Origin of the sequence: Pseudoxanthomonas kaohsiungensis, assembly GCF_010211765.1 — a bacterium.
Taxonomy (GTDB): domain Bacteria; phylum Pseudomonadota; class Gammaproteobacteria; order Xanthomonadales; family Xanthomonadaceae; genus Pseudoxanthomonas; species Pseudoxanthomonas kaohsiungensis.
In genome coordinates, this window is sequence record NZ_PDWO01000012.1 from 1 (window position 1) to 20,396 (window position 20,396).

Annotated in this window: 18 protein-coding genes; 8 read left to right on the plus strand and 10 right to left on the minus strand. The window is 70.4% G+C overall.

Annotation, left to right across the window (positions count from 1 at the left end; all coding sequences use genetic code 11):
* Positions 1 to 117: 117 nt before the first annotated feature.
* Positions 118 to 879, plus strand: coding sequence for a Bax inhibitor-1/YccA family protein (locus CSC66_RS12530; RefSeq protein ID WP_162377736.1), 762 nt, complete (start codon positions 118 to 120; stop codon positions 877 to 879).
* A 70-nt stretch (positions 880 to 949) separates the two neighbouring features.
* Here CSC66_RS12530 and CSC66_RS12535 read toward each other — a convergent pair whose 3' ends face one another.
* From CSC66_RS12535 to grxC, 4 genes are all read right to left on the minus strand, one after another.
* Positions 950 to 2,275, minus strand: coding sequence for a Na+/H+ antiporter NhaC family protein (locus CSC66_RS12535; RefSeq protein WP_162377737.1), 1,326 nt, complete (start codon positions 2,273 to 2,275; stop codon positions 950 to 952).
* A 147-nt stretch (positions 2,276 to 2,422) separates the two neighbouring features.
* Positions 2,423 to 3,427: an isocitrate dehydrogenase gene (locus CSC66_RS12540; RefSeq protein ID WP_162377738.1), complete on the minus strand. Its 1,005-nt coding sequence runs from the start codon at positions 3,425 to 3,427 to the stop codon at positions 2,423 to 2,425.
* A gap of 152 nt (positions 3,428 to 3,579) precedes the next feature.
* A complete protein-coding gene (locus CSC66_RS12545; RefSeq protein WP_162377739.1) occupies positions 3,580 to 3,984 on the minus strand; it encodes a carboxymuconolactone decarboxylase family protein in 405 nt (134 codons plus the stop codon).
* Entirely contained in the window at positions 3,981 to 4,280 is a 300-nt protein-coding gene (grxC, locus tag CSC66_RS12550) for a glutaredoxin 3 (protein ID WP_238394388.1), read from the minus strand. The genes CSC66_RS12545 and grxC overlap by 4 nt, the downstream gene beginning before the upstream one ends.
* Positions 4,281 to 4,433: 153 nt before the next feature.
* Here grxC and CSC66_RS12555 point away from each other — a divergent pair, with 153 nt between their 5' ends.
* The 6 genes from CSC66_RS12555 to CSC66_RS12580 all read left to right on the plus strand — a co-directional run bounded on the left by CSC66_RS12555 (position 4,434) and on the right by CSC66_RS12580 (position 13,970).
* Positions 4,434 to 6,074 carry a M48 family metalloprotease gene (locus CSC66_RS12555; protein WP_162377741.1) on the plus strand — a complete coding sequence of 547 codons (1,641 nt, stop codon included), beginning with the start codon at positions 4,434 to 4,436 and terminating at the stop codon, positions 6,072 to 6,074.
* A gap of 92 nt (positions 6,075 to 6,166) precedes the next feature.
* Entirely contained in the window at positions 6,167 to 6,856 is a 690-nt protein-coding gene (gene phoB / locus CSC66_RS12560) for a phosphate regulon transcriptional regulator PhoB (RefSeq protein ID WP_162377742.1), read from the plus strand.
* Positions 6,857 to 6,944: 88 nt separating this feature from the next.
* Entirely contained in the window at positions 6,945 to 8,291 is a 1,347-nt protein-coding gene (gene phoR / locus CSC66_RS12565; RefSeq protein ID WP_162377836.1) for a phosphate regulon sensor histidine kinase PhoR, read from the plus strand.
* A gap of 21 nt (positions 8,292 to 8,312) precedes the next feature.
* Positions 8,313 to 10,421 carry a polyphosphate kinase 1 gene (gene ppk1, locus CSC66_RS12570; protein WP_162377743.1) on the plus strand — a complete coding sequence of 703 codons (2,109 nt, stop codon included), beginning with the start codon at positions 8,313 to 8,315 and terminating at the stop codon, positions 10,419 to 10,421.
* A 45-nt stretch (positions 10,422 to 10,466) separates the two neighbouring features.
* Entirely contained in the window at positions 10,467 to 12,005 is a 1,539-nt protein-coding gene (ppx, locus tag CSC66_RS12575) for an exopolyphosphatase (RefSeq protein ID WP_162377744.1), read from the plus strand.
* Positions 12,006 to 12,161: 156 nt separating this feature from the next.
* Positions 12,162 to 13,970 (plus strand): vWA domain-containing protein, encoded by a 1,809-nt coding sequence (locus tag CSC66_RS12580; protein WP_238394389.1) that lies wholly within the window; start codon positions 12,162 to 12,164, stop codon positions 13,968 to 13,970.
* 606 nt (positions 13,971 to 14,576) lie between these two features.
* On the opposite strand, the gene CSC66_RS12585 is transcribed toward CSC66_RS12580, so the two are convergent.
* Genes CSC66_RS12585 through CSC66_RS12595 form a run of 3 tightly spaced genes read right to left on the minus strand, consistent with a single transcriptional unit; the run spans position 14,577 to position 16,591 of the window.
* Entirely contained in the window at positions 14,577 to 15,521 is a 945-nt protein-coding gene (locus tag CSC66_RS12585; protein ID WP_162377745.1) for an aspartate carbamoyltransferase catalytic subunit, read from the minus strand.
* Between the two features lie 34 nt (positions 15,522 to 15,555).
* A complete protein-coding gene (ruvX, locus tag CSC66_RS12590; RefSeq protein WP_162377746.1) occupies positions 15,556 to 16,032 on the minus strand; it encodes a Holliday junction resolvase RuvX in 477 nt (158 codons plus the stop codon).
* Positions 16,025 to 16,591, minus strand: coding sequence for a YqgE/AlgH family protein (locus tag CSC66_RS12595; protein WP_162377747.1), 567 nt, complete (start codon positions 16,589 to 16,591; stop codon positions 16,025 to 16,027). The genes ruvX and CSC66_RS12595 overlap by 8 nt, the downstream gene beginning before the upstream one ends.
* A 78-nt stretch (positions 16,592 to 16,669) precedes the next feature.
* Here CSC66_RS12595 and CSC66_RS12600 point away from each other — a divergent pair, with 78 nt between their 5' ends.
* Positions 16,670 to 17,203: a DNA-3-methyladenine glycosylase I gene (locus CSC66_RS12600; RefSeq protein WP_162377748.1), complete on the plus strand. Its 534-nt coding sequence runs from the start codon at positions 16,670 to 16,672 to the stop codon at positions 17,201 to 17,203.
* A 76-nt stretch (positions 17,204 to 17,279) separates the two neighbouring features.
* Here CSC66_RS12600 and CSC66_RS12605 read toward each other — a convergent pair whose 3' ends face one another.
* The 3 genes from CSC66_RS12605 to CSC66_RS12615 all read right to left on the minus strand — a co-directional run bounded on the left by CSC66_RS12605 (position 17,280) and on the right by CSC66_RS12615 (position 20,394).
* Positions 17,280 to 17,954, minus strand: a complete 675-nt coding sequence (locus tag CSC66_RS12605; protein ID WP_162377838.1) for a YitT family protein — start codon at positions 17,952 to 17,954, stop codon at positions 17,280 to 17,282.
* Between the two features lie 218 nt (positions 17,955 to 18,172).
* Entirely contained in the window at positions 18,173 to 19,303 is a 1,131-nt protein-coding gene (locus CSC66_RS12610; RefSeq protein ID WP_162377749.1) for a PilT/PilU family type 4a pilus ATPase, read from the minus strand.
* A 53-nt stretch (positions 19,304 to 19,356) separates the two neighbouring features.
* Positions 19,357 to 20,394, minus strand: a complete 1,038-nt coding sequence (locus CSC66_RS12615; RefSeq protein ID WP_162377750.1) for a type IV pilus twitching motility protein PilT — start codon at positions 20,392 to 20,394, stop codon at positions 19,357 to 19,359.
* Between the last annotated feature and the right edge of the window lie 2 nt (positions 20,395 to 20,396).

Here is a 20,396-nt window from a genome sequence, read left to right on the forward strand (position 1 = left end):
GGTGAGCACGACCAGCAGCAGCATCAGGCCGGTCTTGTTGACCGTGCCGTTGATGGTCATCGTCCCGGTGTCGCCGCCGTGTATCCTTGGCCCCATCCATAGACGGAGCACGTACCCATGCGCAGCGGCAATCCCGCCCTCCAGGAATCCACCTTCCTCGACCTCGGCAGCGGCCGGGTGGTCACCGGCGGCGACACCGGGACGATGACCATCAACGGCACGGTCAACAAGACCGGCCTGATGCTGCTGCTGGTCGTGCTCACCGGCGCCTTCTCGTGGCACCAGACCTTCGGCGCCGACGGCGCGGTCAACCCGTCGATCGGGCTGTACGTGTGGGGCGGCGCGCTGTCCGGCTTCGTGATCGCGCTGGCGACCATCTTCAAGAAGACCTGGGCCCCGGTGACCGCGCCGCTGTACGCGATCGCCCAGGGATTCTTCCTGGGCGCGATCTCGGCCATGTACGAGGCGCGCTTCAATGGCATCGTGATGCAGGCGGTGCTACTGACCTTCGGCACGCTGTTCGCGTTGCTGTTCGCCTACCGCAGCGGCCTGATCAAGGCCACCGAGAACTTCAAGCTCGGCGTGGTCGCCGCGACCGGCGGCATCGCCCTGGTCTACCTGGCGAGCATCGTCCTGGGCTTCTTCGGCGTGCAGATCCCGATGATCCACGAGTCCGGGATCGTCGGCATCGGCTTCAGCCTGTTCGTGGTGGTGATCGCCGCGCTGAACCTGGTGCTGGACTTCGACTTCATCGAAAACGCGACCGAGAAGGGCGCGCCCAAGTACATGGAGTGGTACGGCGCGTTCGGCCTGATGGTCACCCTGGTGTGGCTGTACCTGGAGTTCCTGCGCCTGCTGTCGAAGCTGCAGTCGCGGTAAGCCGCCGCTGACTCTGTACAGGAAACGGGGCGCTACGGCGCCCCGTTTCCGTTCCGGGCCCCGCCGCCCTTCAGTCGACCGCGGGCGCCACCGCTGCGGCCGGCTTACGCGCCGGCCACAGCATGAACACGATGGCCGACAGCGCGAGCAGCCAGCAGTAATACACGCTGCCGGCCAAGGCCAGCGGCGACACCGCCGCCAGCGATGCCGCCAGCAGGATCTGCGCGCCATACGGCAGCACCCCCTGGACCACGCAGGCGAAGATGTCGAGCATGCTGGCGGCCCGTCGCGGGCTGATGCCGTGACGCTGCGCGATGTCCCGGGCGAGGCTGCCGCTGACCAGTATCGCGACGGTGTTGTTGGCGGTCAGCGCGTCGGTGCCGGCGGCCAGCGCGGCGATGCTGAGTTCGCCCGACCGCCGGCCGGTGTGGCCACGCGCGAACTTCGCGATCTTCTGCGCCAGCCAGTCCAGGCCCCCGGTGGCCCTGATCAGCGCCGCCAGGCCGCCGATCAGGATCGACAGCAGGGTGATCTCCACCATGCTCTCGAAGCCGGCATAGATGTCGCCGGCGAATTCCACCGCGCCGTAATCGGGCGCCACCGCCAGGCCGAAGCCGCCGGCCACCACCAGGCCGATCCCGAGCACCAGCACCACGTCGAGCCCGGCCACGGCCAGAGCCAGCACGAGCAGGTACGACAGCGCGAGCCAGGGCGAGACCTCGGCCGCCTCCGGCGCGGGCGCGGTCTCGCCCAGTCCGGCCAGCAGCACCAGGGTGGCAATCGCCGCCGGCGCGGCGATCTTCAGGTTCTCGCGGAACTTGTCGCGCATCTGCGCACCCTGGCTGCGGGTGGCGGCGATGGTGGTGTCGGAGATGATCGACAGGTTGTCGCCGAACATCGCCCCGCCCAGCACCGCGCCCAGCACCAGCACCCGGTCGAGCCCGGAGGCGTCGGCCACCCCCAGCGCGATGGGGACCACGGCGGCGATGGTGCCCATCGAGGTGCCGATCGAGATGGAGACGAACGCGGCCACCAGGAACAGGCCGGGCAGGACCAGGGCCGGCGGCAGCGTACCCAGGCCCAGGGCGACCACTGCGTCGACTGCGCCGATCCCCTTGGAGACCATGGCGAATGCGCCGGCCAGCAGGAAGACCAGGCACATCAGCATGATGTTGCCGTCGCCCATGCCCGCCAGCAGCGTGGGCTGCGCTGGCACGCCGCGTCGACGCGCCAGCCACAAGCCCAGCGCCAGGGCCGGCAGGATCGCCACTGGTGCGCGCAGCTGGTAGAAGCCCATCGGCTCGCCCTGCGCGGTGTAGTACAGCCCGGCGCCGAAGAACAGCGCCAGGAACAACAGCAGGGGGGCCAGCGCCAGCGCGCTGGGACGGACGGACATGGGCGAGCCTGCGGATGCGGGGTGCGGAGTGTGCGCCGCATCCCGCGGGCGGCCAACACCACGGATGGCACACCCGCCAACAAAAACGGGACGCTGTGCGTCCCGTCGTTGCGTTGCCGCGGGCGGTCCGGCCCTGGCCGGCGGGGCTCAGAGGCGGCTGGCGATCGCCTTGGCGAAGCCCATGGTGGTGCCAGTGCCGCCCAGGTCGCCGGTCAGCGAGTCCTTGGCCGCCATGGTGGCGACGATCGCCTTGCGCAGGCGCTCGGCATTCTGCGGCTGGCCGATGTGGTCGAGCATCTGCGCGGCCGCCAGCAGCAGCGCGCAGGGATTGGCCACGCCCTTGCCGGCGATGTCCGGCGCGGTGCCGTGGACGGCCTCGAAGATCGCCGCGTGCTCGCCGATGTTGGCGCCCGGGGCCAGGCCGAGGCCGCCGACCAGGCCCGCGCACAGGTCGGAAATGATGTCGCCGAACAGGTTGGTGGTCACGATCACGTCGAACTGCTCCGGACGCATCACCAGCTGCATGCAGGCGTTGTCGACGATCATTTCCTGGAACTCGATGTCCGGGTACTGCGCGGCCACTTCGCGGGCCACGTTGAGGAACAGGCCGGAGGTCGACTTGATGATGTTGGCCTTGTGCACGGCGGTGACCTTCTTGCGGCCGGTGCTGCGGGCCAGTTCGAAGGCGTAGCGCACGATGCGCTCGGAACCCTTGCGGGTGATGCGGGTGCAGGAGATCGCGGTCTGGCCGTCGGCCGACACTTCCTGGCCCTCGGCCAGGTAGGCGCCCTCGGTGTTCTCGCGGACCGTGACCAGGTCGATGTTCTCGTAGCGCGAGCGGGTGTTGGGGAACGAGATCGCCGGGCGCACGTTGGCGTAAAGGTCGAAATGCCGGCGCAGGCTGACGTTGATCGAGGTGAAGCCGCCGCCGATCGGGGTGCTGAGCGGGCTCTTCAGCGCAACCTTGTTGCGCGCGATGGAGTCCAGGGTCTCCTTCGGCATGAGGTCGCCATGCTTCTCGAGGGCGACCACGCCGGCGTCGGCGAATTCGTATTCCAGGCCGGCGCCCAGCTGGTCGAGCACGTGCAGGGTCGCGTCCATGATCTCCGGGCCGATGCCGTCGCCGCGGATGACCGTGATCTTCTGGGTCATGGTGGAAGTGTTCCGGGAACAGGCGCACGGACCCGGTGGCGGGCGCGGCGCGTGGGGAGGGGAAAGTTTGTGCTGAAATTATGCCCGATCCGCCCTGAATCCCCCAAGATCGACCTTCGGAGGGCCCGGCGGGACAGCCCGGCCCGCCCGCCTCACCCGTGGTCGTGGGCCGGCGCGGCGGCCTGGGCATCGCCGGCCTCGAGCCGGTCGAGGAAATCCACCGCCCGCCGCAGGTGCGGGATCACGATCGAGCCGCCGACCACCAGGCCGACGGAGAACGTCTCGAAGAACTCGTCGCGACTGACCCCGGCCTCCTTGCACTGGGCCACGTGGTAGCTGATGCAGTCGTCGCAGCGCAGCACCAGCGAGGCGACCAGGCCCAGCAGTTCCTTGGTCTTCACGTCCAGGGCACCGGCCTGGTAGGTCTGGGTGTCCAGGGCGAAGAAGCGACGCACCACCTGGTTGGGTTCGGCCAGGATGCGCTGGTTCATGCGCTGGCGGAACTCGGTGAATTCGCGCACGCGGTCCTGGCCGTCGTCCCCGTTACCGGCGCTCATGCCGAACCCTCCGCCTGACCGTCCGGTCCGTGCCCTTCCAGCAGCGGCAGCAGCCGGCCGGCGCGATGCAGCGCCATCATGTCGTCGTAGCCGCCGACGTGGACCTCGCCGACGAAGATCTGCGGCACGCTGGTGCGGCGCGCCAGGTTCACCATCTTCTCGCGCTGGTCCGGGTGCAGGTCGATGCGGACCTCGGTCCACTCCCGGCCCTGGCTCCTGAGGAAGTTCTTGGCGGCCACGCAGTACGGGCAGATGGCGGTGGAATAGAGGGTGATCGGGGGGGCAGGGGCAGTCACGGGAAACTCCGCGGGACGAATGGGGTCTGTAGCGAATATGGTAGCGGCGCCGTCGCAGGCAGCCTCCACGAGTGGAACACAGCGGGTTAACCGCCGATTCACACCTGCCGCCGCCGCCGCCCCCATCCTCCTTCCGGATCCGGAGAACCTGTTTTGCGCTACCTGCTGCTGGCCGCCGCCCTGACCCTGACCCTGGCCCCGATGCGTGCGCCGGCCCAGGAAGACGCGCGCCTGCCGGACATCGGCTCCTCCGCCGGCGAACTGCTGAACCCGGCCAAGCAGGCCGAGTACGGCGGGATGATGCTGCGCGAGCTGCGCAACTACGGCTACCTGCTCGAGGATCCGCTGCTCGACGACTGGCTGCAGTCGATGGGCAACCGGCTGGGATCGAGCAGCGACCGGCCCGAGCAGCCGTACACCTTCTTCATGCTCAAGGACCGGCAGATCAACGCCTTCGCCACCCTGGGCGGCTACATCGGCATGAATGCCGGCCTGGTGCTTACCGCCCGGCGCGAGGACGAGGTCGCGGCGGTGCTGGCCCACGAAGTGGCGCACGTCACCCAGCAGCACGTGCTGCGCGGGGTCGAGCGCGCGCAGCGCGACCAGGTCCCGATCCTGCTCGGCATGCTGGCGGCGATCGTCGCCGCCCAGGCCGCCGGCGGCAGTTCGTCCGGCGAAGCCTCGGAGGCGGCCATCGCCAGCGCGATGGCGCTGATCCAGCAGAACCAGATCAACTACACCCGCTCCAACGAATCGGAAGCCGACCGGCTGGGCATCCGCACTCTCTCCCGCAGCGGCTACGACGTCGATGCGATGGCGGACTTCTTCGAGCGCATGTCGTTCGCCATGCGCGGCAATTCCGGCGGGTACTCGGTCCCCGACTACCTGCGCACGCACCCGGTCACCACCACGCGCGTAAGCGAGTCCAAGCAGCGCGCCGAGCAGCTCAAGCGCGGCATGGTCACCGCCACCACCTCGGTGCCGGGCGGTGGCGAACGGGTGGAACGGATGGATCCGCGCAAGGTCCAGGCGCCGCCTTCCGCCACCGTCAATCCGTTGCTGCCTTCCGGCTTCCGCTTCGACCCGTTCGATCCCGTGGCCGAGGCCGCCGGGAGCCAGTTCGCCTGGGCGCAGGAGCGGCTGCGGGCACTCACCGCCAACACCCCCGACGCCGCCATCCGCGAGTACGAATCGCTGCGGCGCTCCAGCCCGGACGGCCTGACCGACCCGCAGCGCTACGGGCTGGCGGTGGCACGGCTGGCACGGCAGCCGGCGGCGGCGGCGGCCGAGCTGTCCGCGCTGCTCGAGCGGCATCCGGACAGCCTGTGGGTGGCGCTGGCGCTGGGCGAGGCCGAATCGCGCTCGGGCCGCGCCGCCCAGGCCAACCAGCGCTTCGACGAACTGCTGCGGCGGATGCCCGGCAACCGCCCGGTGGCGCTGAGCTATGCCCGCGTCCTGGTCGAACAGGGCGGCAGCGAGGCCGGCCGCCGTGCCCAGGAAGTCCTGCGCCCGCTGCTGGCCCGCGCTGGCGCCGACCCGGTGTTCCAGCAGACCTTCGCCCGCGCCAGCGAACTGGCCGGCGATACCAGCCGCGCCGCCGAAGCGTATGCCGAGGCCGCATTCCTGAATGGTCGTCCGGAACAGGCGCTGATCCAGCTGGAGACGCTCAAGAAGCGCGGCGACCTGGACTACGTGACCCGGTCCCGGGTCGACGCCCGCATCGCCGCCATCACCCCGACCGTGCTGGAACTCCGCCAGCAGGGCATCCGCGACCCGGACATGGAGCGGCGCTGACGTGGCGGCGGCTCCAGCCCGCTGCCAGTGTCACAATTCGGTCATCGGACGGTAGTCTAATCCCGCCGTCGCCCCCATCTGTCGGGAATACCGTGCAGAAGCAGATCCTGATAGTCGATGACGAGCCCGCGATCCGGGACATGGTCGCCTTCGCCCTGCGCAAGGGCGACTACGCGCCGGTCCATGCCGGCGACGCGCGCGAGGCGCAGGCGGCCATCGCCGACCGCGTCCCCGACCTGATCCTGCTGGACTGGATGCTGCCGGGCACCAGCGGCCTGGACCTGGCCCGGCGCTGGCGCCGCGAGGCGCTCACCCGCGAGGTGCCGATCATCATGCTCACCGCCCGCGGCGAGGAGAACGACCGCGTCGGCGGCCTCGAGGCCGGCGTGGACGACTACGTGGTCAAGCCGTTCTCCGCGCGCGAACTGCTGGCGCGGATCCGCGCGGTGATGCGCCGCACGCGCGAGGACGACGAGGACGGCAGCGTGGCGGTCGGCGCGCTGCGCATCGACGGTGCCGCGCACCGCGTGTTCGCCGGCGAGGCGGCCGTGCCGATCGGCCCGACCGAGTACCGCCTGCTGCACTTCTTCATGACCCATCCCGAGCGTGTCTACAGCCGCGCCCAGCTGCTCGACCACGTCTGGGGCGGCAGCGTGTACGTGGAGGAACGCACGATCGACGTGCACATCCGCCGCCTGCGCAAGACCCTGGAGCCGTTCGGGGTGGAGAACATGGTGCAGACGGTGCGCGGCGCCGGCTACCGGTTCTCCACCGCCACCTGACCGACGCAGGACGCGCCGACCCCGGATGAACGACCGCCTCGCCACGCCACCCTCGCGCAACCGGGACACGCCCACCAGCACCGATCGGATGCCGCCGGACCTGCGCGCGGCGTGGCGGCGCACGCTGGCGGTGCTGGCCGCGCTGCTCTGCGCGGCCGCGCTGCTCGGCCTGGCGGTGGGACAGGTGGGCTGGGTGCTGGCGATCACCGCCCTGGGCGTGCTGGTGTGGCACTACTGGCGGCTGCGCCGGGTGCTGCTTGGCCTGACCGCGCGGCGGCGCTGGGAACCGGCCCGCGGCACCGGTGCCTGGAACGAACTGGACCACCTGCTCCACCGCAGCCAGGTCGAGATGCGCGCGCGCAAGCGCCGCCTGCTGGACATGCTGCGCGCCTACCGCGCCGCCGCCGCCGCGCTGCCCGATGCGGTGGTGGTGGTCGAGCGCAACACCCAGCGCACGATCTGGTTCAACCGCGCGGCCACCGACCTGCTCGGCCTGCACCATCCGCGCGACCTCGGCGCCCCGGTGGTCGAACGCCTGCAGCCGTTGCCCCTGGCGCGCTGGCTGGCCGCCGGCCGCAATGCCGAGCCCATGCTCGACGCGCCGTCCCCGGTGGACGAGCGGATGCGGCTCAACCTGCGCCTGATCCCCTATTCGGAGGATTACTGGCTGCTGGTGGCGCGCGACGTCAGCAAGCTGCTGCGGCTGGAACAGATGCGCCGGGACTTCGTCGCCAATGTCTCCCACGAGCTGCGCACGCCGCTGACCGTCGTCCACGGCTACCTGGACATGCTCGACCCGGCCGACTACCCGCCGTGGCAGCCGATGCTGGCGGAAATGCAGAAGCAGTCGCAGCGGATGACCCGCCTGGTCGAGGACCTGCTGGCCCTTTCGCGGCTGGAAGCGCGCGACAGCCTGCCCGAGGAAAACGTGGCGATGGCGCCGATGCTGGCCACCCTGCGTCGCGAGGCCGAGGCCTACAGCCAGGGCCGGCACGCCATCGAGGTCCACGACCAGGCCGGTTGCGACCTGCTCGGTTCCACCCAGGAACTGCACAGCGCGTTCTCCAACCTGGTGACCAACGCGATCCGCTACACCCCGGCCGGCGGGCGGGTGCGGGTGGACTTCGCGCGCACGCCCGAGGGCGGCGCGGTGCTGTCGGTGCGCGACACCGGTTACGGCATTCCCGAGGCGCACATCCCGCGCCTGACCGAACGCTTCTACCGGGTCTCCAGCAGCCGCTCGCGCGAAAGCGGCGGCACTGGCCTGGGCCTGTCGATCGTCAAGCACGTGCTGGGCCTGCACCAGGCCCGCCTGTCGATCGAGAGCGAAGTGGGCACCGGCAGTGTCTTCGCCTGCCATTTCGGCCCGGACCGGGTGCAGCCGCGCCAGGAAGACCCCCTTGCCCTGCCCGCCGCCGGGCAACCCACCTGCTGAGCCGCTACGCTACCCGCACGCATGGACAACGACCGACCACTACTCCCCCCGCATGCCGCGCACGACGACGACGCCGGCGCCGACGCGCTGCGCGACCCGGCGCTGTACCTCAACCGGGAGCTGTCGCAGCTGGATTTCAATTTCCGCGTCCTGGCCCAGGCGCAGGACCCGCAGGTGCCGCTGCTGGAGCGGCTGCGTTTCCTCTGCATTTCGTGCACCAACCTGGACGAGTTCTTCGAGATCCGCGCGGCGACCGTGCGCCACGCGCTCGACCTGGGCCTGCCGGCGCAGTCCGACGGCCTCGCGCCGGCGCAGCTGCTGGACCTGATCCACGACCGCGCCGCCGAACTGGTCGACGCGCAGTACCGCTGCTGGAACGAGGTGATCCGGCCGGCCCTGGCCGATGCCGGCGTGGGCGTGCTCGGCCGGAAGAGCTGGAACGCGCGCCAGCGCCGCTGGCTGCGCGCCTACTTCCGCAACAAGGTGATGCCGGTGCTGTCGCCGCTGGGGCTGGATCCGTCGCATCCGTTCCCGCGCATCCTCAACAAGTCGCTCAACGTGGTGGTGGTGCTGGAAGGGATGGATGCGTTCGGCCGTCCCAGCCACCTGGCCATCGTGCGTGCGCCGCGCTCGCTCAGCCGCATCGTCGAGCTGCCGCCGAGCCTGGCCGGCAAGGGCAAGCAGGCGTTCGTGCTGCTGTCCTCGATGCTGGCCGCGTTCGTGGACGAGCTGTTCCCGGGCATGACCGTGCGCGGCGCCTACCAGTTCCGCGTCACCCGCAACTCCGAGCTGGTGGTCGACGAGGACGAGGTCGACAACCTGGCCTCGGCGCTGCGCAGCGAGCTGGTCGGCCGCGGCTACCGGCCCGCGGTGCGCCTGGAGATCGCCCACGACTGCCCCAAGCCGATCGTGCGGACCCTGCTGCAGAACTTCGAGCTGGGCGAGAACGCGGTCTACTACATCGATGGCCCGGTCAACCTCAACCGGGTGATCCAGGTCCACGACCTGGTGCAGCGCCCGGAGCTGAAATTCCCGCCGTTCTCGCCGCGCAACCGGCTGGAGGACGAGAACGTGTTCAAGACCGTCGCCCGCGGCGACGTGCTGCTGCACCACCCGTTCGACTCGTTCTCCGGCGTGCTGGAGATGCTGACCCAGGCCGCGTCGGACCCCGACGTGCTGGCGATCAAGCAGACCCTGTACCGCACCGGCAAGGATTCGGCGATCGTCGACGCGCTGGTGCAGGCGGCGCGCAACGGCAAGGACGTGACCGTGGTGGTCGAGCTGCGGGCGCGCTTCGACGAGGATGCCAACCTGGGCGTCGCCGACCGCCTGCAGGAGGCCGGCGTGCAGGTGGTGTACGGCGTTGTCGGGTTCAAGACCCACGCCAAGATGCTGCTGATCGTGCGCCGCGAAGGCCGCCGCCTGCGCCGCTACACGCACCTGGGCACCGGCAACTACCACTCGGGCACCTCGCGCGCCTACACCGACCTGGGCCTGCTGACCGCCGATCCGGAGATCGGCAACGACGTGCACCTGCTGTTCCAGCAGTTGTCCGGGCTGGCGCCGTCGATCCGGCTCAAGCGGCTGCTGCAGTCGCCGTTCACCCTGCACAGCGGGATCCTCGCGCGGATCGAGCGCGAGACCCGGCTGGCCGCCAGCGGCCGCCCGGGCCGGATCCTCGCCAAGATGAACGCGCTCAACGAACCGCAGGTCATCCGCGCCCTGTACGCGGCATCGCAGGCCGGCGTGTCGATCGACCTGATCGTGCGCGGCGCCTGCACCCTGCGCCCGGGCGTCCCCGGCGTGTCGGAGAACATCCGCGTGCGCTCGATCGTCGGCCGCTTCCTCGAGCACAGCCGGGTCTACTGGTTCGGCAACGACGGCAAGCCGGAACTGTACTGCGCCAGCGCCGACTGGCTCGAACGCAACCTGCTGCGGCGGGTGGAGACCTGCTTCCCGATCCTGGATCCGCGGTTGGCAGAGCGGGTCCAGCGCGAGGCGCTGCAGAACTACCTCGCCGACAACCTCAATGCATGGGAGCTGGGCGCCGACGGGCGGTACCGCAAGTGCGCCCCCGGCGAGGGCCAGGCGCCGTACTCGGCTCAACAGGCGCTGCTCGAGGCACTCTAGGGCGGCCGCAGCGGGAGGGTGCGGCCATCCGCTAAGATTCGCGCCATGCCGAGCTCCGCACAGTCCCGCGCCGCTTCCCGTCCCCAGGTCCAGGACGGCGACGCGCTCGCCGCGATCGACCTGGGGTCCAACAGTTTCCACATGGTCCTGGCCCAGCACATGCTGGGCCAGCTGCGCGTGGTCGACCGCCTCCGCGAGACGGTGCGCATGGCCGACGGGCTGGACGGCAAGGGCGGCCTGTCGGCGCCGGCGCGGCAGCGCGCGCTGGACTGCCTGGCGCGCTTCGGCCAGCGCCTGCGGGGGGTGCCGCGACTGCACGTGCGCGCGCTGGCCACCAACACGGTGCGCCAGCTGCACGATCCGCAGGCGTTCCTGGGCCCGGCCGAAGCCGTGCTGGGCTATCCGATCGAGGTGGTGTCCGGCCGCGAGGAGGCGCGCCTGATCTACCTTGGCGTGGCCCATGCGCAGCCGCCCAAGCCCGGGCAGCGGCGCCTGGTCATCGACATCGGCGGCGGTTCGACCGAATTCATCATCGGCAGCGGATTCGATCCCATCGAACGCGAGAGCCTGCAGGCGGGCTGCATCGCCAGCACGCGCCGGTTCTTCCCCAACGGCCGCCTGTCCAAGAAGAAGTGGAATGCGGCGTTGACCGAGATCAGCGCCGAGTTCCAGCAGTTCGCGGGCCTGTACCGCGCGCTGGGCTGGCAGGAGGCGCTGGGCTCGTCCGGCACCCACAAGTCGATCGGCGAGATCTGCGCGGCGATGAAGCTGACCAAGGGCGCGATCACCGCCGAGGCGCTGCCGCAGGTGCGCGAGCGGCTGCTGCAGGCCGACAGCATCGACCAGATCGACCTGCCCGGCCTGTCCGGCGAGCGCCGCCCGATCATCGCCGGCGGCGTGCTGGTGCTGGAGGCGGCTTTCCAGGCGCTGGGGCTGCAGAAGCTGCTGGTGAGCAAGGCGGCCATGCGCGAGGGCATCCTCTACGACATGCTCGGCCGCGGCGGCGCCGACGACCCGCGTGATGCCTCTGTGCAGGCGCTGATCCAGCGCTACGGCATCGACGAGACCCAGGCCGCGCGCGTGGAAGGCACGGTGATGCGCCTGTTCGAACAGGTGGCCGACGACTGGGCGCTGGAGGACGACGATGCGCGCATGCTCGGCTGGGCCGCGCGCGTGCACGAGCTGGGCCTGGCCGTGGCGCACAGCCAGTACCACGTGCATGGCGCCTACGTGCTCGAGCATTCGGACATCGCCGGCTTCTCGCGGCAGGAACAGCAGGTGCTGGCCGCGCTGGTGCGCACCCACCGCCGCGGCGTTCCCAAGACCGCCTTCGACGCCCTGCCCGACCGCCTGCTGCTGTCGGCCAGGCGCAAGGCCGCGCTGCTGCGGCTGGCGGTACTGCTGCACCGTGCCCACGACGGCGACCAGATCCCGACCCTTGAGCTGGCCGCCCAGGGCGACCGGCTGACCCTGGTGCTGGACCGCCACTGGATCGACAGCCGGCCACTGCTGCGCGCGGACCTGCTGTCGGAGAAAGACGGCATGCCCGGCCTGGGCATCGATTTCCAGCCGATGGTGCTCTGAGGCGGGGAAAGCGGCCGGCACCCTGGCGGCCACGATCGCAGGCACGGCGGCCCGTGAAGGATGCAACCGCAACTGGGGGGCGTCCGACGATCACGCCCAACCCCGTTTTCCAGCCCGGCGCGTTTGCAACTCCCGTCCAACCCACGGGAGTCCGCCATGCGCCGTACCGCAACGCCCCTCCACCCGGCCCGCCAGGGCGCCGTCCTGCTGATGCTGGCCCTGGCAGCGACCTTGGCCGGCTGCCGCTCGACCGCACCGTCGGGCGGCACCGATGCCGCGGCATCCGCCGCCCCGGCGATCGCGCCGGCCGGCGCCGCCGCGATCCCGCCCGCGCAGGCGCACGCGATCACCGAATCCAGGGCACGTGCGCGCCATGCGCAGGAGAAGGAAGCCGCGCGCGCCGTCGTCCACGCCGCGGCGCCTTCCCCGCCGCCCGTGGCCGATGCCGCCATGCAGCGCGCGTTCGTCGCGGCCGCTCCGGCCACCGCCGTGCACATGCCGTTCGCGGCAACGGAACCCGCCAACACCGAGCGGTACGAGAATCGCGACGACAACCCGGTGCAGCGCGCCAGCGAGCAGCCGGTTTCGACGTTCTCCATCGACGTGGACACCGGCAGTTACGCCAACGTGCGGCGGATGCTGCGCGAGGGCATGCGCCCGCCGGCCGACGCGGTGCGCGTGGAGGAGTTCCTCAACTACTTCAGCTACGGCCATCCTGTGCCGGCGTCGCGCGAGGTGCCGTTCCGGGTGACCACCGAACTGGCGCCCTCGCCATGGAACCCCAAGCGGCAGCTGCTGATGGTCGGGATCAAGGGCTACGACGTGCCCAAGGCCACGCTGCCGCCGGCCAGCCTGGTCTTCCTGGTCGACACCTCCGGCTCGATGGAATCGCCCGACAAGCTGCCGCTGCTCAAGCAGGCGTTCGCCCAGCTGGTGCCGCAGCTGCGGGCGCAGGACCGGGTGTCGATCGTGGTCTATGCCGGCTCGGCCGGCCTGGTGCTGCCGCCGACCCCGGGCGATCGCCACGACGAGATCCTCGCCGCGCTCGAGCGCCTGCAGGCCGGCGGCAGCACCAATGGCGGCGACGGCATCGCCCTGGCCTACGCGACGGCGCGGCAGGCCTTCGTCGACGGCGGCGTCAACCGGATCCTGCTGGCCACCGACGGCGACTTCAACGTCGGCACCGTGGACCGTGGCGCACTGGAAACGCTGGTCGCCGACCAGCGCCGGTCCGGGATCGCGCTGTCCACGCTCGGCTTCGGCCAGGGCAACTACAACGACGCGATGGCCGAGCGCCTGGCCGACGCCGGCGATGGCAACCACGCCTACATCGACACGCCGGAGGAAGCGCGCAAGGTGCTGGTCGAACAGATGCAGGCCACGCTGCTGACGATCGCCAACGACGTGAAGGTGCAGATCGAGTTCAACCCGGCGCAGGTGGCCGAATACCGGCTGATCGGCTACGAAAACCGGATGCTGGCGCGGGAAGACTTCGCCAACGACCGGGTCGATGCCGGCGACATCGGCGCCGGCCACGAGGTGACGGCGCTGTACGAGATCGCGCTGGCCGGCTCCGGCGGGGAACGGCTGCCGCCGTTGCGCTACGCCGCCGCCGCGCAGGGCAGCTCCGCGCGCGACGGCGAACTGGCCCACCTGCGCCTGCGCTACAAGCTGCCGGGCCAGGAGCGCAGTCGCCTGATCGAGACGCCGGTGCTGCGCTCGTCGCTGCAGCCAGAACCGGGCGCCTCGCTGCGCTTCGCCGCGGCGGTCGCCGCGTACGCCGACCTGCTGCGCGGCGGCACGAACGTGGAAGGCTGGGACTGGGACGACGTGGCCGCCAGCGCACGCGCCACGCTGGGCGGGGACCGCTGGGGCCTGCGCCGGGAATTCGTCGAGCTGGTCGAGTCGGCGCGCGAGGTGACGTCGGCCGAACCGTCGGCCGCGGCGGCCATCGCGGCGGACTGAGGACGCGACGGCCACGCAGGCGATGCGTGGCCTGTTCGCAGACATAACCGCATCAGTGCACGTGCAAGGGGCATACGGAAATGTGGCTGCAACTGCAATCTCAACCGCAACCACAAGCGCAAGTGCAAGTGCATCGGCTCCGGGAGGGGCCGCCGCGCCCCGGGGCCATGGCCCACCCTTCGGGACGACATCCTGTCTTTACGAAGGGCCGTGGCACATCCCTGTGCCACTTGGTCCATGGCCCCGGGACACGGCGGCCTCTGCAAGTTTTGGGGTCGTGGCTTCGATCAGGCGCTTGCAGGATCAAACGCTGGACCGACAGGCCTGCTGCGGCGCGGGCGCTTTGGCGTTGCTCTTGCGCTGCTTCGCTTGCGTCGAGCGAAGCAACGACCTGCACGCGCCCGAGGGCGGCGTCCTGTCGCATTGGGGGTCAAGCGGCCATGGATGGCCGCGGCCGCGAAGTGAGGCAGGGATGCCGGCCTGAGCGGTGACCCCCGATGCGGCAGGGCGCTGCCCCCTCACCGAGGCCCGCGCTTTTTTCTGTTGCGGTTGCGGTGGAGGTTGCGGCGGAGGCGAACCCGACCGGTCCGCCAAGTCACCCCGACCTCAACCCAGCAGGTGCTCCAGCACCGCCATCCGCACCGCCACGCCGTTGGCGACCTGGCGCAGCACCCACGACTGCGGGCCGTCGGCGACCTCGTCGGTGATCTCCACGCCGCGGTTGATCGGCCCCGGGTGCAGCACCGCCGCATCGGGCGCCGCGCGGCGCAGGCGCTCCACGGTCAGCCCATAGTGGTCGTGGTATTCCTCGAGCGACGGCACCAGGCCCTCCTCCATCCGCTCGCGCTGCAGGCGCAGCATCATCACCGCGTCGACCCCTTCGAGCATCGCGTCGAAATCGGTGCCGACCACGCAGCCGCCCGTGGTCGCCTCGTCCGGAAGCAGCGGCCGCGGGCCGCAGATGCGGATCTCGCCGGCGCCGAGGGTACGCAACGCCTGCAGGTCCGAACGGGCCACGCGCGAATGCCGGACATCGCCGACGATCAGCACCTTCAGCTTTGAGAAATCGCTGCCCTTGGCCTGGCGCAGGGTCAGCATGTCGAGCAGGCCCTGGGTCGGATGCGCGCTGCGGCCGTCGCCGGCGTTGACCAGCGCCGTACCCTCGCCGGCCACGTCGGCCAGGCGCTGCACCGCGCCGTCTTCGGGGTGGCGGATGACGAAGCCGCGCACGCCCATCGCCTCGAGGTTCTTGAGCGTGTCGCGCGCGGTCTCGCCCTTGCGGGTGGACGAGGTCGACGCGTCGAAGTTGAGTACGTCCGCGCCCAGGCGCTGGGCGGCGAGCTGGAACGAACTGCGCGTGCGCGTGGACGGCTCGAAGAACAGCGTGCACACCGCGCTGCCGGCCAGCACCGTGCGCTTGCCGACCCGTCCGACCGCGGCATCGCGGATCTGGCCGGCACGGTCCAGCAGCTGCAGCAGGGTGCTGCGCGGCAGGCCTTCCAGGGTCAGCAGGTGGCGGAGGCGGCCGTCGGAGGCGAGTTGGGGCGTCATTGGGTGGCGTGCTCGGGGAGTGGACGGAAGCGTGCTAGAGCGGCGTGGCGTCTTCGGGCGCAGCGAGCCAGCGTTCGACGATGACCGCCGCCGCGGCGGCGTCGAGGGTGGCCGCATCGCGGCGGCGGCGATTGCCCGCGGCGCGGTCGCGGGCGAAGCGCTGCGCCGCCTCCACCGAGCTGGAGCGTTCGTCGACCATCACCACCGGCAGGCGGAAGCGCGCCTTCAGCTCGCCGGCGAAGGCCCGCGCGCGACGACGGATCGGCTGGTCGCCGCCGTCCAGGGTCATCGGATCGCCAACCACCAGGCCGGCCGGGCGCCAGTCGCGGTGCAGCCGTTCGATCGAGGTCCAGTCCGGCCCACCTTCGCGCACGTCGACCACCGCGACCGCGCGCGCACCACCGAGCGCGCTGCCGACGGCCACGCCGATCCGGCGCGCGCCGACATCGAAGCCGAGCACGATCGCATCGGCCGCGGGATGCGCGGGCACCGGCGCGGAAGGCTCAGGCATGTCCGCTGTAGTCGGCCAGCATGAACAGGTCCACGCCGATGCGCCCGGCGGCGGTCTGCCAGCGGCGCTCCAGCGGCAGCTCGAACAGCAGTTCGGGGTCCACCGGCGCGGTCAGCCAGGTGTTCTCGCCCAGTTCGTACTCCAGCTGCCCGGCGCCCCAGCCGGCGCAGCCCAGGGCGACGACCGCATGGGCCGGACCCTCGCCCGCCGCCATCGCCTCGAGGATGTCGCGCGAAGTGGTCAGGTACAGGCCGTCGGCGACCTGCAGGCTCGAATCCCATTCGCGCCCGCCGTCGTGCAGGACGAAGCCGCGCTCCTGGTGCACCGGGCCGCCATGCAGCACCGTGCGTGCGCACAGCGCCTCGTCGTCGCTGCCGATGCCCATCTGCGAGAGCACCTGGCCCAGGGTGTATTCCGAGGGGCGGTTGACCACCACGCCCATCGCGCCCTGCTCGTCGTGCTGGCAGATCAGGGCCACGGCACGCGAGAAGTTCGGGTCGGACAGCGCCGGCAGCGCGATCAGCAATTGGTTGGACAGGTTTTCGTCGGGGAGGGACATGCCGCCATTCTAGCGCCGGTGCGCCGGCCGCCGCCTGAGGCTTGGCATAATCGCGGGGCCACCCCCTTCGAGCATGCCATGTCGGGCTATTGCGATTCCGCCCCGGGCCATCCGCTGCACGGCCCGTACCACGACAGCGAGTACGGCGTCCCGCAACGCGAGGAACGGGTGCTGTTCGAGCGCCTGCTGCTGGAAATCAACCAGGCCGGGCTGAGCTGGGAAACGATGCTGAAGAAGCGCGAGGGTTTCCGCCGCGCCTACGACGGCTTCGACGTGGACGCGGTGGCCGGCTACGGCCAGGCCGATCGCGCGCGCCTGCTAGCCGACCCGGGCATCATCCGCAACCGGCTGAAGGTCGAGGCGGCGATCCACAACGCGGGCGTGATCCGCGGCCTGCGCGATTCCCATGGCGAGTTCGCCGCGTGGCTGGACGCCCACCATCCGCTGGACAAGGCCGGATGGGTCAAGCTGTTCCGGAAGACCTTCCGCTTCACCGGCGGTGAAATCACCGGCGAGTTCCTGATGAGCCTGGGCTACCTGCCCGGCGCGCACCGCAAGGACTGCCCGGCGTACGCCAGGATCGCGCAACTGGCGCCACCCTGGATGTCGTAGAGCGGGGCTTGCCCCGCTGCCTCCCGCCGACCCGCTCCATCAGGCACGTACAGCGGGGCAAGCCCCGCTCTACGGGTCACACGCCCATGTAGCGGTGCGGGCGGTGGTTGAACATCAGCACCAGGCTCAGTACGACCGCGCCGACCGCCGAATACAGCACCTTGGCCGGCGAGAGCACGAAGAACGCCGCAACCATCAGCACCGTATCGAATGCCAGCTGCACCTTGCCGGCGCTGATCCCGCGCTCGCGCTGCAGGTACACCGCCAGCACGCCGACGCCGCCGAGGCTGGCGCGGTGCCGGATGAAGAACAGCACCCCCAGCCCGCACAGCGCCCCGCCCACCAGCGCCGAGTACAGCCCGGTCATGTGCGACCAGCCGGCCCAGCGCGGCAGCAGGTCGCTGAGCAGGCCGCAGGCGCCGACGGCCAGGAACGTCTTCAGGGTGAACTCCCAGCCCATCCGCCGCACCGCGATCCAGTAGAACGGCAGGTTCACCAGCACGAACAGCAGGCCGAAGTTCCAACCCAGCGCGTAGTGCAGCAGGAAGGAGACGCCGGCCATGCCGCCGATCATGAGCCCGCCCTGGGCGAAGACGGCCAGGCCGAGGGACGCCACCAGCGTGGCCAGCACCATGCCCTGCACGTCCTCGGCCAGTGAGTGGTGGTACGCACGGTCGTCGGCCGGGGTGCCGGCCGAGTCGGGGGGCGGGGTCAGCGGGCCGGCGGTGACGACGGCGCCGTCTTCGGGCAGGGGAGCCTGCCCGGGCCGGAGGTCCGGATCGGTGGGGTTCACGTGGAGGGTGCCGCGGTGGGGTGCGCCATTCTAGGCGCTTCCCACGCCCGCGTGAGCGCATTGGCGCCCAGGCCCCGGCCGGGTCGGATGACCGGCCAGGCGATCGGACGGGCGCCGGAAACGACGAAGCCGCCCGGAGGCGGCTTCGCGGCGTTGGGGGTCGCGCGACGGATGCCTCAACGCACCTCGGCGATCTCGACCCCGTCCAGGCCCTGGGCCAGGGTGCGCGCGTCGCCGCCCTGGGAGAGCTTGATCCGCAGGCGCACCTCGTTCTGCGAGTCGGCGTAGCGCAGCGCGTCCTCGTAGGAGATCTCGCCGGCCTGGTACAGCTCGAACAGGCTCTGGTCGAAGGTCTTCATGCCCAGGTTGGTGGACTCCTTCATCACTTCCTTGAGCTTGTGGATCTCGCCGTCGCGGATGTAGTCCTGCACCAGCGGCGTGCCCAGCAGGATCTCCATCGCCACGCGGCGGCCCTTGCCGTCCGGGGTCGGGATCAGCTGCTGGGCGACCACGCCCTTGAGGTTGAGCGACAGGTCCATCAGCAGCTGGCTGCGACGGTCCTCGGGGAAGAAGTTGATGATGCGGTCCATCGCCTGGTTGGCGTTGTTCGCATGCAGCGTGCACAGCACCAGGTGGCCGGTCTCGGCGAAGGCGATGGCATGGTCCATGCCCTCGCGGGTACGCACCTCGCCGATCATGATCACGTCAGGGGCCTGGCGCAGGGTGTTCTTCAGCGCGTTCTCCCAGCTGTCGGTGTCGATGCCGACCTCGCGCTGGGTGATGATGCAGCCCTCGTGCTTGTGCACGAACTCGATCGGGTCCTCGATGGTGATGATGTGCCCGGTCGAGTTCTGGTTGCGGTAGCCGATCATGGAGGCCAGCGACGTCGACTTGCCGGTGCCGGTGGCGCCCACGAACAGGATGATGCCGCGCTTGGTCATCGCCAGCGTCTTGATGATCGGCGGAAGGTTGAGTTCCTCGACCGTCGGGATCTTGGTCTCGATCCGGCGCAGGACCATGCCCACCTGGTTGCGCTGGTAGAAGCACGAGACGCGGAAGCGGCCGACGCCGGCCACGCCGATCGCGAAGTTGCATTCGTGGGTCTTCTCGAACTCCTCGCGCTGCGCCGGCGTCATCACGTTCAGCACCAGGTCGCGGCTCTGCTGCGGGGTGAGCGGCGTCTGCGTGATCGGGCTGATCTTGCCGTGCAGCTTCATCGACGGCGGCATGCCGGCGGTGATGAACAGGTCCGACGCCTTCTGGTGCGCCATCAGCTTGAGGAACGAGGTGAAGTCGATGGTGCTCATGGCGTGCTCCTGGTCCTGGTGCCTGGTCGGCGTTCCCGCTGTGCGACGGCCTGTTACTCGAACAGGCGCTTGTCCTTGGCGTATTCCTTGGCCTGGTTGCGGGTGATCTGGCCGCGCTTGACCAGGTCCTGCAGGTGCTGGTCGAGGGTCATCATCCCGTACTGCTGGCCGGTCTGGATCGACGAGTACATCTGCGCGACCTTGTCCTCGCGGATCAGGTTGCGGATGGCCGGGGTGCCGACCATGATTTCCCAGGCCGCGGTGCGGCCGCCGCCGACCTTCTTCAGCAGCGCCTGCGAGATCACCGCGCGCAGCGATTCGGACAGCATCGAGCGGACCATCGGCTTCTCGCCGGCGGGGAACACGTCGATGATGCGGTCGATGGTCTTGGCCGCCGACGAGGTGTGCAGCGTGCCGAACACCAGGTGGCCGGTCTCGGCGGCGGTCAGCGCCAGGCGGATGGTCTCCAGGTCGCGCAACTCGCCGACCAGGATGTAGTCCGGGTCCTCGCGCAGCGCCGAGCGCAGCGCCTCGTTGAAGCCGTGCGTGTCGCGGTGCACCTCGCGCTGGTTGATCAGGCACTTCTGCGAGGTGTGGACGAACTCGATCGGGTCCTCGACGGTGAGGATGTGCCCGTACTCGTTCTTGTTGATGTGGTCGACCATCGCCGCCAGCGTGGTCGACTTGCCCGAACCGGTCGGGCCGGTGACCAGGATCAGGCCCTGCGGCTGCTGGATCAGCTCGCGGAAGATCGGCGGGCAGCCCAGGTCCTCCAGGCTCAGCACGTCGGAGGGAATGGTGCGGAACACCGCGCCGGCGCCGCGGTTCTGGTTGAACGCGTTGACGCGGAAGCGGGCCAGCGAGGGGATCTCGAACGAGAAGTCGACCTCGAGGAACTCCTCGTAGTCGCGCCGCTGCTTGTCCGACATGATGTCGTAGACCAGCGCGTGGACCTGCTTGTGGTCCAGGGCGGGGATGTTGATCCGCCGCACGTCGCCGTCGACCCGGATCATCGGCGGCAGGCCGGCCGACAGGTGCAGGTCGGAAGCCTTGTTCTTGACCGAAAAGGCCAGCAGCTCGGCGATATCCATGC